We start from the raw sequence: 12199 nt of genomic DNA on the forward strand, positions 1-12199 counted from the left end.
AAATCGATAATTATATATCAGTTTGGGTATATGAAATCCAGTTAGTTTGACTACGTAAATAACTACTTAAGCAAGCTTCCACTGCTGACGCGTGATTTTATATAGAACATGCTCAGCCAGTCGATGCTCAGCATCGAGCATTGGATGATAAAAATTGTCCTGCGTATCAGTCATACCAAGACGCTGCATAAGCTTTTGCGAGCGCTTATTGATAACGGCAGTAAAGGCAACAACCTCGCTAAGTTCTAAAACTTCAAAAGCATAGCGCAAAGCAGCCTGCGCGGCCTCAGTCGCATACCCTAATCCCCAATAATCATTATTCAATCGCCAACCAATCTCAACAGCAGGAGCAAAGGGCATATCAGCATGCGCGTTATTTAACCCAACCATACCGATAAAATCATCGCTTTTATCTGCGCTATCTTTACGAGCCACCGCCCAAAATCCCCAGCCATGCTCTTCAATTAATTTTTGACACTTATTGGCAATGGTATTACTCAATGCAGGGGTTAATAGTTTAGGAAAATATGCCATCACTTCAGGATCAGCATTCATCTCGGCAAACAGCGCAAGATCACTTGCTTGCCACTGTCTTAGGTACAGACGCTTGGTTGCTATCATGCTTGTCATGTCTGTCGCTTACTATTCATATTCGTTCAGAGTGCTGATCAAGCCAGCCTTTTTTTTGAGCAAACGCTAGCTGTGCTGGCGTATCGATATCATAACTGAGCTGCTTATTGATCACTGTACGTATTTGGCTTGGCGGTAATGCTCTGATTAAATGACGCAAGCCTTTATCACCTGTCAATTCAGTTTGCCATTGTCTGAGTAAACCTGTATCAATCACTAGCGGTAAGCCGATGATATTTTTTGGCTCTGTAGCGCTTAATTCATCTGAATACGTCCAGCTATGATAACTGCTGGCTACCACAGACTGTTCACCAGCCAGCAAAGCCGTTAAATGTGACTGATCTAATAGAACCTGATCAACCCCCATGATAAGCACGCGCTCGATTAACGAATTTCCAAGACTCGCAATGCTCTCAATACCCAAACGCAAACTGTCCGCCATACCAGTCTCAGGTTTTGGGTTTACTACCGCTTGAACCGCTGGATATTGCAGAGCCAACTCTGTCACTACACTAGCAATTGCAGGATGCTTATCAGGAATCACAACGATGACGGCTTGCGGATTGGTGCTCACTGCCGATCGGATCATGCGCACGATTAATAGCTCGCCATCCTTAACGAGCAGCTGCTTATGTTGGCCAAGGCGCTGACTGAGGCCACTTGCCAACATGATGACCGCATGATTTTGCATCTGTCTGTCCTTGTCTTCTAAGACGATACTACTCATACGGTACTCGGCACAATATCAGCATCCGTATTACCAACGCTTGCTTTTGAATTCGAGGCCCTACTGTAAGAGCCTTCTACTGATGCAGTTTGATCGTGCATGACTGCATTTATCTGTGCCATGATACCCAGTGCGAGTGCCTCTGGACCATCTCCTCCTAGCTTATAGCCAATCGGATAATGCAGTTTTTGAACGCCAGTATCCAAGATAGCAGGATGATCCATGTTAGCGCTTATCTCATTGATTAAGCGTTCGGTACGATAGCGCGGCCCTAACTGTCCTAAGTATCTATAGTTTTGCGCATGCGCTAATAGTATCGCCAAGCGAGCGCGGTCTTGAGTCAAGCTATGTGACATCAGGGCAACCGCAGCATTTTTACTCAGCGTCAGCAGGGTATCACTATCCTCTAAAGATAATGACATCACTGCATCTGCTTGAGGAAAGCGCATACGAGTCGCATATTGCGCGCGACTGTCTATGACCGTGACATGCCAATCTTGTAGCTTGGCCATGGTCACCAATGGCATCACATCATTACCTGCGCCACAAATTAATAAACGCACTTGTGGTTGCAGGCGTTGTACGAGCCACTCGGTGGTTGCCTCGTCCGTTTTTATGGTCACGTATTCAGTATTGCTCTCAGACAGCTTGTACTCTGCTAACTTTTCTACAATATCGGCAATTACATTCGAAGGGTTTATTATCTCTTGTTTTGGTAAATTTTCTGAATTGTGATATTCGTCTAGATTGATACGCAGGCCAACTTGCAACTCGGTATTCTGACAACCGTTGTTGCGAATCAAAGTAGCGACCATAACTGGCTGCTGATGACGTCGCACCTGACGAACTGACTCTAAAAATGGTTCGGCTGTTGCCAGACGCTCAAACAGCACATGCACACGTCCATTACAGCCAAGCCCAAAATTCAACTCATCAAAGTCCATATCATCCAGGCCATCCAAGTCGTCTAGATCGTCTGTATCGCCAGCTTCTTTGTTGATCGCTACCTGCGCTTGACCATTATCAGCGTACTCAATGTCATCACCTGTCTGATAAACCTGCACATTGGCACCGTCACGCGTGAGCCAAAAGGCACGTTTGATGATGTGAGGCTCCAAGCAACCACCGCTGATCATTCCGACCGAACGACCATCTTCACGGATGAGCATCATGGCACCAGCACGGCGATACGCTGAGCCTTCTGTATGAACGACAGTGGCCAATACAGCATCAACACCTTGCTGCTGAGCCTCGCTTGCCAGCTTCAGAATGTCAGCGACTTGATTCATAATGCCTCTTATTTAATAATTGTTTTTTGTTAGTGAATTTTTTGCTAGTAATAAAATATACTACCGACTCAGTTACAAAAACCCGCTCAGTAAGCGGGTTCTTGTCATACATAAGCTGATAAAACTACTCTGGCATCTCATAAAGCAGCTTGTCGAGGGTAATCGGGAAGTCATAAACACGCACACCGACCGCATTATAGATAGCATTGGCAATCGCGGCAGCAGCACCTGAAATAGCCGTCTCACCGATACCTTTGATGTGCATTGGATTGGTGTAAGGATCATCTTCTTCTACCAATATGACATCTAACTGCGGTACGTCCGCATTAACTGGCACATGATACTCGGCAAGGTCATGGTTACAGAGACGACCGTCACGTTTGTCATGAATCACTTGTTCCATCAACGCTGAGCCAATACCGAACACCATACCGCCATAGCATTGCGACGTTGCAGTTTTGTGGTTCAGAATACGACCAGCGGCAAATGCACCTGTCATACGTCTCACCCGAATCTCACCAGTGACTTTATGAACCGCCACTTCAGCGAAGTTCGCACCAAAAGAGGCTTGGCGATGGCTCTTACCGTTCTTACCCGGTTTTATCTGGCCTTTGGCAGTGATTTTTTGCTCGTCATAGTCAGCGACCACATCCGCAAGCGTATAAGACTCTGTATTATCAAAATCATACTTTTGTGATGCTGACTGTCCTGATAGTGAAAGCCCTGTGGTTTGCGATAGCTTATCAATAGTGCTGTCAGCAAATGATTGGCCGCTCTTTTTGGCAGCTTCCATTGCCGTTAAAGCATGCTCGCCTGTTTTCTTGATTTGACCATTGTCTAACTGAATGTTGTCAGGATACAGACCAACTTTTTCTGCTAGCATTTCACGCAGCTGCTCACAAGCAAGATAGACACCACTACCCGCACTCGCAGCACCCCAACTGCCACCTGAGCCTGATGCTGGTGGCAATGCAGTGTCACCTAGTTTCATCTCAACATGGTCGATAGGCAGTCCTAACAGGTCTGCCGCTACCTGAGAAAACACCGTATAAGACCCTGTACCGATGTCTGTCATGTCTGTCTCGATAACTGCTTTGATACCAAGTGCTTTTGACTCATCTACCTGTAGGGTTGCACGTGCTTCAGATGGCTGTAGTTGGTTACCACGGGCAGCAGCCGCCATGCCTGTACCTATCCACCAGTCACCTTCTAATTGACTGGCAGGCTTGGCGTTTCGCTCACTCCAACCAAAATGCTCAGCACCTTGTTCCATACAGGCAATCAATTGGCGCGTTGAGAAAGGAATATCTTTACTCGGATCTTGCTCTGGCTCATTACGACGGCGTAGTTCAACCGGATCAATCTCCAACTGTGTGGCAAGCTCATCCATAGCACATTCAAGCGCGATCATACCTACCGCTTCGCCAGGCGCACGCATAGAACCTGACAACACTTGGTTCATGTCTACCATCTCATAATTCACACGGCGGTTTTTGCCTCTATATAGATGGTGCGTAGATAGAGCAGTTGGCTCAAAGAAAGCCTCACCTGGCAAATTACTAGAGATCGTATCGTGTATCAATGTATCGATCACGCCGTCATTGTTCGCGCCGATTGCAATACGCTGACGCGTGTTTGAGCGTCTGACCGTTGCTTCCATCACTTGTGAACGCGTCATAGTGATTAACACAGGACGACCCAGATCTTTCGCAGCAATCGCCGCTGCAATAGATTCAGGAGCAATACCGAGCTTACTACCGAACCCACCACCGACATAGTGTGCGATCAGTTGTACTTGATCTTCATTTAGGTCCAGAGCATCCATGACTTGCTGTTTGCAAGAAGCGAGCATCTGATTGGAAGTATACAGAACGAGCTTATCGCCTTCCCAATGAGCCAACGTTGCATGGGGCTCCATTGGAGAGTTGCTTTGACTTGGGGTATGATAAAAGCGATCAACGGTCACTGCCGCATCAGTTAAGCCTTGGTCTGGATCGCCTTGGACATTATTTTTATCAGAGCCTTTTTTTTCATCTACCGCATGTGCGTTAGAGAGCTCTTGAGTAAAGTTCAGTGCCGCTTGGTCAGTCTCATCCTTATAAGTCACTTTCAGCGCTTTAGCGCCTTCTCTTGCCGCCTCAAAAGTCTCAGCAACCACGACAGCAATAGGCTGACCATGATAAAAAATCTCGCTAACCCCTTGCTTGGGTGCTTTAGTTTTTGTCCCTTGTTGAGAGTTACGCAAAAAGTGCTCAGGATCGGTCACGACTTTAATAATATTAGGAATGCCTTTTAGAGAGTCACTATCGATACTCTCAACTTGACCTTTAGCAATGGTCGCGCCTACCAATACACCATAGGCTTGATTGTCTAAGTGTATTTCGGCACTGTATTTCGCTTGACCGCTAACCTTTAGGGAACCATCAACACGGTTGATTGGCTTACCAACTAACTTACTTGCCGTTGTGCTAAATAGCGTTTCAACAGGCTCATCCATGGTCAGTTTTTTGGTTGGTTCTGACTGGGTGATTGATTCTAATAGTGCCATGATTATGCTCCCTCGCCCGCTAATGCGCGCTGAATAACTTGTTTTAGTAGGCGACGCGTCAATGGTATTTTAAAGTCGTTCTGACCATTACCTTTGGCATCCTGCAATAATAGATCAGCGGCCTGCGTGATAACGTCGCTATTGCCATCGGTATCCGTTAATAGTGCCTCAACCTCTTCATTACGCCATGGCTTGGTACCGATGCCGCCGAACGCCAATCGTACTGTCTTTAGGTTGCCATTGTCGTCAGCATCGACGACTGCGGCACAAGATACCAGTGCAAAGGCGTAAGAAGCGCGATCGCGCACTTTGTCATAGGTATGCATGCCCTTAATAGGGGCAGGTAATACAACATGAGTAATCAGCTCGCCTGCTTCTAGCACATTTTCGATATGCGGCGTGTCTTTTGGCAAACAATAAAAATCTTTGACATCGATAGCGCGAGTCGAGCCATCTGCTTTAACTGTCTTTATCGTGGCATCCAGTAAGCGCATTGCCACTGCCATATCGGATGGGTGCTGAGCAATACATGAATCACTGGTACCTAAGACAGCTAGGGTACGGTTCTCCCCGTTGATAGCAGGACATCCTGTGCCCGGTTCACGTTTATTACAAGCGCTGTCTGTTTGATAAAAATAATAGCAACGAGTACGCTGCAAAAAGTTGCCGCCCGTTGTCGCTCTGTTACGTAGCTGACCAGTCGCTCCTGCCAAGATAGCTCGGGACAATACCGGATAGTTTGCAATCACCTCAGGATGCGCGGCCAAATCGCTATTGGTCACAAGCGTACCAATACGTAAACCACCATCGGCAGTCGTTTCCACTTGCTCTAATTCTAAACGAGTGATATCGACCAGTTTGATTGGGGTTTCGATCTCTAGTTTCATGAGATCTAATAAGTTAGTACCACCTGCGATAAAAGAAGCGTCTTTGCTGCTAGCAGAGGTTGCGGCTTGCTTAGGTGCATCAGCGCGGCTATATTCAAAACGTTTCATGAGTGGTCTCCTGCCTTGCCTGTTATTGTTTTGTTATTCGCTGAGGCCTTATGGAACTGAGTCTCGCTTGACGGCGGTGACCAAATACCTGTTACGCTTGAGTTTTGCGCAGCGTTGTCAACTGTTTTAGAAGTAGACGCTGATGCTTCATTCTCAAGCACTTGTGAGATGGCTTTGATGATATTGGGATAAGCGGAGCAGCGACAGACATTACCACTCATGCGCTCAGCGATTTCTTGTACCAGAAGGCTATCAGGATGTTGTAAGTCTGTGCTCACATGGCTTGGCCAATTTTGTTTTACTTCTTCTATTAAGGCAGTCGCTGAACAAATTTGACCTGGGGTGCAATATCCGCACTGAAAGGCATCGTTATCTTTAAAGGCTTGTTGCAGCGCCGATAGTGAGTCCGGCATACCGATGCCTTCGATGGTCGTAATCTCATCACCATCATGCATGACAGCAAGTGTGAGACAAGAGTTGACTCGGCGACCATTGATGAGCATGGTACAAGCGCCGCATTGGCCGTGGTCGCAGCCTTTTTTGGGTCCAGTAATTTGTAAATGTTGACGACAGACGTCGAGCAGTGTCGTACGGGCGTCAAGATTCTCGAGCTGATAATCCTGCTTATTGATTGTTAACGTCAAGGTAGACATGCTGGCTTCTCGCTGGCAGATGAATATAATGGGTGAAAAAAGCGCCTTATAGCTACATAGCTACATAGCTACATAGCTACATAGCTACGGCGGCAATAAATCCATTATGGGGTACCAAAAAACTTGTTTTGTTTTTATTTTGTAGTTATTACAGTGTAGTTTTTAATCCGAGGCAGTACCTGAAAGTGTGTATTACCAATCGCTGCAGGGTAATTGATAATCATTTACCTCAATTAGCCTAACCATCCGCTGCTAGCTAGTATTAATTGGTTTTAATTTATCAGCACTCAAATTCAGGCCATATGATTTAGCAATATATTATGTGAAGTGGACAATCTATTTTTTAGAAAAAGGTAGTATATTAAATAGACTTCAATAAAGAAAAGCCCCACAAACGAAAGTTTATAGGACTATTATGAGGCTACTTTAGAATGATCATTTCAAATCAAACACCTAAAACTAGGCTTTAGTGATGATTGTTTTTTCGTCAAATCGAGACTTAGGCAAATCAGCATTAAAATCATCTTCACTACGATAGCCAAGCGATATCACGGCAACAGCGGTATAGCCCTTACTACGTAACTCAAACTCTTCATCAAGCGCTTTTAAGTCTGCGCCTTCCATCGGTACAGCATCAATACCCAAAGTAGCAGCGCCCAGTAGTAATGCACCCATATCGAGATAGAGCTGCTCTATCAACCAATGCGCCTCGTCTTTTTGCTCATAACGACGAATGTCCAAGAACATTTTGCGCGTTTGATGCATTTACTCTTTGAACTTTGGTTCTGCAAAGCGACCATCGGCATCTTCTTTGTCGAGCAAGCCTTCTAAAAACTCGTCATCGGCATAGACACGACTACAGAATACAATGACATGCGAGGCATCTTTTACTTTGGCATCATTGAATTCATACATGCCCTCAGTGCCTTTTGCAATTCGAGCTTTACCCGCTTCGTCATCAGCAATCACAAAATGCCAAGGTTAAATATTGGTGCTCGACGGACTGAGACGTAAGATATCTTTTAGACTCTGAAAGTCTTCTGCTGATATTTTTTGTTGGTATCAAAGTCTTTGGTGCTGTAACGCCATTTCATTGCTTCAGTGATATTTTTCATATATGACATCATAGTGAGTGTTAAGTTTTTATTGTTTATTTAATTATTAGTATTAGCGTTATTTATAAATAATCATCGCTAATTCCAATGGAGCAACTTTAAATAAAATCTGTTTTGTGACCATGGCAGATTGGTTAAGTAGTCATGGGTTTTGTTATCAGTGCGTCAGTTGTTAGACCGTTTTTGCAAAAATTTCGGCTACCCTACTGATAATAGTTACAATTGAGCTACCTAAGTGATAACGCAGACTGTGCAGACTACATTGTAATCGCTCCCTCATTCTCTTAATATTGACTGAGCGATATTATCCAAAGCTGATTCAACCAAGTCGCTTTGGCTGATATGTCTAGCTATAAAATACCATCATAAAAAATAAACAATAATGCCTGCGAGGATATATGAGCACATCAGAAAAACCACTCCGAATAGACATCGTCTCAGACGTTGTATGCCCTTGGTGCGTCATCGGCTATCGCCAACTGGCAGCAGCACTTGAGCAAACCAATACCGCACACACCATTCATTGGCATCCGTTTGAGCTGAATCCTCATATGCCAAGCGAGGGGCAAAACTTGCGTGAGCACATTATCGAAAAGTATGGCTCGACTAAAGAAGAGTCAGATGCTAGCCGAGTCAGAATGACTGAAGCTGGACAGGAAGTTGGCTTTGAGTTCAACTTCAATGACGACACTCGCATGCACAATACATTTAATCTGCATCAGCTGCTGCATTTTGCAGACCAGCAAGGATATATGCATGAGTTAAAACAAGCATTATTTGCGGCACATTTTACCGATAACAGAAACATCTCCGATATCAATGTGCTTGCTGACATTGCAGCTGAGACTGGACTGGATCGTAGTGAGGCACTGGCAGTGCTAGAGGGTCAGTTCTTTGCAAAAGAAGTGCGAGCAGAAGAACAGCATTGGCAGCAGCAAGGCATTCAAAGTGTGCCGGCGATTATCTTCAACGAGCGCCATTTGGTCAGCGGTGCGCAAGGGGTTGAAAATTACGTCAGCATATTAGAACAATTGGCGAACATAACTGACTAAACCGTCTGTCATTGTAAAAAAAATAAAATAAAAAAAGCTGCTTCAAAATTGAAGCAGCTTTTTTTATTGTAGCGTCATCAGGTTAAAACTGTGATTTTGATATTACTGTCAGTAATGACGCTTAGAAATTAACAACCGTACGAATGCTCTCGCCTTTGTGCATTAAGTCAAACGCTTCGTTCACGTCTTCTATTGGCATCGTGTGGGTGATAAAGTCTTGTAAAGGAATCTCACCTGCTAGATAGCGCTCGACATAACCTGGTAGCTCCGTACGGCCTTTCACACCACCAAATGCTGAACCTTTCCAGACGCGACCCGTCACTAACTGGAATGGACGGGTTGAGATTTCTTGTCCAGCACCAGCGACACCGATGATGACTGACTCGCCCCAACCTTTATGGCAGCACTCTAGCGCTGAACGCATGACATCGACGTTACCGATACATTCAAACGAATAATCCACACCACCATCGGTTAGCTCAACAATAACTTCTTGAATCGGTTTGTCGTAGTCTTTTGGATTGATGCAATCGGTTGCGCCTAGTTTTTTGGCCAACTCAAACTTGCTCTCGTTAATATCAATCACAATGATACGGCTGGCTTTTGCCATCGCAGCGCCAATTACTGCGGATAGTCCGATACCGCCTAGACCAAAGATAGCAACGGTAGCGCCCTCTTCGACTTTTGCTGTATTCATGACCGCACCCATGCCCGTGGTCACACCGCAACCAAGCAAACAAACTTCTTCTAATGGGGCCTCTTTATTGACTTTGGCTAGAGAAATCTCTGGTAGCACAGTATATTCAGAAAACGTTGAGCAACCCATATAGTGATAGATAGGCTCGCCGTCTTTGTAAAAACGCGTCGTGCCATCTGGCATCAAGCCTTTACCTTGCGTCTCGCGTACTGCTGAGCAAAGATTGGTTTTGCCTGAGCGGCACATTTTACAAACGCCGCACTCTGCCGTGTATAACGGAATGACATGATCACCAACCTGCACGCTGGTTACGCCTTCGCCGACTTGCTCAACGATACCGCCACCTTCATGACCCAAAATCGCTGGGAATACGCCTTCTGGGTCTTCACCAGATAAGGTAAACGCATCTGTATGACAGACACCACTGGCCACGATTTTTACCAGTACTTCGCCTTTACGTGGTAGCATGACGTCTACTTCTTCGATAGACAATGGCTGCTTTGGGCCCCAAGCGATGGCGGCTTTTGATTTGATAAATTTATCTGACATAGGAATCTCTCTTTTTGATTGTTATTGATGGATTGTAACGTAGCGTAAAATTAAAACGTCATTCACGCCCAATCATTCTTTTTGTTCAATAAGGCTATCTGCTTGTTTTAATCGTCACGATTTCTGTGACTAAAACGGATAAAAACAGACTGAGCTTATCTTGCCTGCCCTCTGTAGGCAAGTGTAGGCAAGCATTGATGACCATAAAGCAGCATCTATTTACATTGATACTAACCATTATATTTATTTCTGAGCAGATAACAATATGCTATATTTGCAAATATCTTTTACATATTGGTAATAATCATGCGCTGGGAAGGGATTAGTGAGTTTGTCTGTGTGGCAGAGTACGGGAGCTTTACGCGCGCTGCAAAAGCGCTTGGCATCTCGACTGCGCAAGTCAGCCGCCAGATCAGTGCGTTAGAGGAGCGACTGAAGATCAAGCTGCTATATCGTACCACGCGTAAAGTCTCACTCACCGAAGAGGGCCGCGTGTTTTATCAGCATTGCCGCAGTGTGCTCGATGGTTTGAACGCGGCTGAGCAAGCGGTGAGCAATTTGCAATCAAAACCTCAAGGCAGAATCAAACTGACTGCGCCTGTGACTTATGGCGAGCAACAATTGCTGCCCTTAATCAATGATTTTATGGTGCAATATCGGGACATTGAGGTGACCGCTTTTTTGAGTAACCAAAAAATTGATTTAATCGAGGGTGGCTACGATTTGGCCATTCGTATTGGTAAGTTGCGCGACTCTACGATGATGGCAAAAAAGCTTAGCCTGCGCACCAATTTTGTCTGTGCGACACCAGCTTATCTCAATCAATACGGGGTACCGCGCACGCTTGACGATCTCAGCCAGCACAACTGCTTACTAGGTACACGCGACTATTGGCATTTTGTCGAAAAAGGCATAGAAAAAAACCTGCGCGTCTCTGGTTCCATACAGTACAACAGCGGCTATAGTCTGGTTGATGCGGCGCTAAAAGGGCTGGGTATCGTACAACTGCCCGATTACTACGTACAAAAACATCTGGCATCGGGTGCGTTGGTGAGCGTACTCGACAACTATAGAGAACCCAAAGAAAGCATTTGGGCCATCTACCCACACAACCGTCAACTATCGCCAAAAATCAGACTACTGGTCGACTATTTGGCAGAGCGCTTGGTGTAACGATCGATTGGAATATATTGCCATCCCCTGCCTGATGACGCACAATGGATATTCGCCATGACTCACTAATGAATCGCTCAAGGATATCGCCATAATTAAGATCGTCTCTGATGAATTGCGAGCAAACCGTCGCCATTGATTTACCACAAAAAATCCTCATTAGCGAAGATGCCAATAAAAAGGTATGGCTCTCATACAACAATCCTGAATATCTAAAAACACGCCATAATATGAAAGGTTGCGATACCGTTATTGATAATGTCTCAAAAGCGCTCAACGCAATCAGCACGGCGGCAGTTGCCAAATAATACCAAACGAGAAAAGTATCATCTAAGCAAAAAAAAGGTGGGTGAGCAAAATCTCTACCCACCTTTTTCTTTGTGTAACTTATAAGCTGCATCAGTCACTATCAGATAACGACATTTCAGACTGCAACTCTACTTTTAACTTCTTGGCACATTCAATAATTTTTTTCCTGTCGGCAGGCAGCGCCCCATTCTCAAGGGCTGTTTCGCGCATTTGCACGGTAATATCATAATGCGGGTAGCTTGCGGTGCGGTGGAATAAACGTGGATCTACCTCAATCAATGCTGCAAAATCATGCAGCTCTTGCAAACTATCCGCAAGCATATGACACCATTTATAGCCTTTGAATTTTATCTGCACAAAATCTACATATACCGCCATATTACACTCTCTTGCTAACTCATTTTATTGAACAGTTCTAAAGCAATTTATCAGACACATAATAATTAAGACGTCCAATCTCAA

The 12199-nt window shown here is 45.0% G+C and carries 13 protein-coding genes; 3 read left to right on the forward strand and 10 right to left on the reverse strand.

The genetic code is table 11. The features are described 5' to 3' along the window. Positions 1–66 precede the first annotated feature (66 nt). The 8 genes from BLR43_RS08940 to BLR43_RS13860 all read right to left on the reverse strand — a co-directional run bounded on the left by BLR43_RS08940 (position 67) and on the right by BLR43_RS13860 (position 7811). A complete protein-coding gene (locus BLR43_RS08940) occupies positions 67–621 on the reverse strand; it encodes a GNAT family N-acetyltransferase (protein WP_244265495.1) in 555 nt (184 codons plus the stop codon). Between the two features lie 25 nt (positions 622–646). Beyond that, on the reverse strand, positions 647–1357 hold the full coding sequence (locus BLR43_RS08945) for a nucleotidyltransferase family protein (protein WP_093070560.1): 711 nt from the start codon (positions 1355–1357) through the stop codon (positions 647–649). Next, positions 1354–2646 carry an XdhC family protein gene (locus tag BLR43_RS08950; RefSeq protein WP_093070562.1) on the reverse strand — a complete coding sequence of 431 codons (1293 nt, stop codon included), beginning with the start codon at positions 2644–2646 and terminating at the stop codon, positions 1354–1356. The genes BLR43_RS08945 and BLR43_RS08950 overlap by 4 nt, the downstream gene beginning before the upstream one ends. 124 nt (positions 2647–2770) lie before the next feature. Next, a complete protein-coding gene (locus tag BLR43_RS08955) occupies positions 2771–5194 on the reverse strand; it encodes a xanthine dehydrogenase family protein molybdopterin-binding subunit (RefSeq protein WP_093070565.1) in 2424 nt (807 codons plus the stop codon). Positions 5195–5196: 2 nt separating this feature from the next. After that, positions 5197–6189: an FAD binding domain-containing protein gene (locus BLR43_RS08960; RefSeq protein ID WP_093070567.1), complete on the reverse strand. Its 993-nt coding sequence runs from the start codon at positions 6187–6189 to the stop codon at positions 5197–5199. Continuing rightward, positions 6186–6842, reverse strand: coding sequence for a 2Fe-2S iron-sulfur cluster-binding protein (locus BLR43_RS08965; protein WP_093070570.1), 657 nt, complete (start codon positions 6840–6842; stop codon positions 6186–6188). The genes BLR43_RS08960 and BLR43_RS08965 overlap by 4 nt, the downstream gene beginning before the upstream one ends. A 459-nt stretch (positions 6843–7301) precedes the next feature. Further along, a complete protein-coding gene (locus BLR43_RS13855; RefSeq protein ID WP_244265493.1) occupies positions 7302–7607 on the reverse strand; it encodes a nitroreductase family protein in 306 nt (101 codons plus the stop codon). Continuing rightward, positions 7608–7811 carry a nitroreductase family protein gene (locus BLR43_RS13860; protein ID WP_244265494.1) on the reverse strand — a complete coding sequence of 68 codons (204 nt, stop codon included), beginning with the start codon at positions 7809–7811 and terminating at the stop codon, positions 7608–7610. Positions 7812–8355: 544 nt separating this feature from the next. On the opposite strand from BLR43_RS13860, the gene BLR43_RS08975 reads away from it, so the two are divergent. Continuing rightward, positions 8356–9009, forward strand: a complete 654-nt coding sequence (locus BLR43_RS08975) for a DsbA family oxidoreductase (protein ID WP_093070573.1) — start codon at positions 8356–8358, stop codon at positions 9007–9009. A 121-nt stretch (positions 9010–9130) separates the two neighbouring features. Here BLR43_RS08975 and BLR43_RS08980 read toward each other — a convergent pair whose 3' ends face one another. Beyond that, a complete protein-coding gene (locus tag BLR43_RS08980; RefSeq protein ID WP_201587549.1) occupies positions 9131–10240 on the reverse strand; it encodes an S-(hydroxymethyl)glutathione dehydrogenase/class III alcohol dehydrogenase in 1110 nt (369 codons plus the stop codon). 321 nt (positions 10241–10561) lie between these two features. Here BLR43_RS08980 and BLR43_RS08985 point away from each other — a divergent pair, with 321 nt between their 5' ends. Further along, entirely contained in the window at positions 10562–11428 is an 867-nt protein-coding gene (locus BLR43_RS08985) for a LysR family transcriptional regulator (protein WP_093070578.1), read from the forward strand. A 110-nt stretch (positions 11429–11538) separates the two neighbouring features. After that, positions 11539–11736 (forward strand): DUF302 domain-containing protein, encoded by a 198-nt coding sequence (locus BLR43_RS08990; protein ID WP_227674137.1) that lies wholly within the window; start codon positions 11539–11541, stop codon positions 11734–11736. A 91-nt stretch (positions 11737–11827) separates the two neighbouring features. Here the strand turns inward: BLR43_RS08990 and BLR43_RS08995 are convergent, their stop codons facing one another. Next, entirely contained in the window at positions 11828–12115 is a 288-nt protein-coding gene (locus BLR43_RS08995; protein ID WP_071002186.1) for a DUF4031 domain-containing protein, read from the reverse strand. Between the last annotated feature and the right edge of the window lie 84 nt (positions 12116–12199).

Source organism: Psychrobacter pacificensis (genome assembly GCF_900101915.1).
GTDB classification, from domain to species: domain Bacteria; phylum Pseudomonadota; class Gammaproteobacteria; order Pseudomonadales; family Moraxellaceae; genus Psychrobacter; species Psychrobacter pacificensis.

Excerpts from the sequence above, each read along its gene's own strand:
- BLR43_RS08985 (WP_093070578.1), top strand. The coding sequence starts at position 10,562 with ATGCGCTGGGAAGGGATTAGTGAGTTTGTCTGTGTGGCAGAGTACGGG.
- BLR43_RS08965 (WP_093070570.1), bottom strand. The coding sequence starts at position 6,842 with ATGTCTACCTTGACGTTAACAATCAATAAGCAGGATTATCAGCTCGAG.
- BLR43_RS08945 (WP_093070560.1), bottom strand. The coding sequence starts at position 1,357 with ATGAGTAGTATCGTCTTAGAAGACAAGGACAGACAGATGCAAAATCAT.
- BLR43_RS13855 (WP_244265493.1), bottom strand. The coding sequence starts at position 7,607 with ATGCATCAAACGCGCAAAATGTTCTTGGACATTCGTCGTTATGAGCAA.
- BLR43_RS08975 (WP_093070573.1), top strand. The coding sequence starts at position 8,356 with ATGAGCACATCAGAAAAACCACTCCGAATAGACATCGTCTCAGACGTT.
- BLR43_RS08995 (WP_071002186.1), bottom strand. The coding sequence starts at position 12,115 with ATGGCGGTATATGTAGATTTTGTGCAGATAAAATTCAAAGGCTATAAA.
- BLR43_RS08950 (WP_093070562.1), bottom strand. The coding sequence starts at position 2,646 with ATGAATCAAGTCGCTGACATTCTGAAGCTGGCAAGCGAGGCTCAGCAG.
- BLR43_RS08940 (WP_244265495.1), bottom strand. The coding sequence starts at position 621 with ATGATAGCAACCAAGCGTCTGTACCTAAGACAGTGGCAAGCAAGTGAT.
- BLR43_RS08990 (WP_227674137.1), top strand. The coding sequence starts at position 11,539 with ATGAATTGCGAGCAAACCGTCGCCATTGATTTACCACAAAAAATCCTC.
- BLR43_RS08955 (WP_093070565.1), bottom strand. The coding sequence starts at position 5,194 with ATGGCACTATTAGAATCAATCACCCAGTCAGAACCAACCAAAAAACTG.
- BLR43_RS08960 (WP_093070567.1), bottom strand. The coding sequence starts at position 6,189 with ATGAAACGTTTTGAATATAGCCGCGCTGATGCACCTAAGCAAGCCGCA.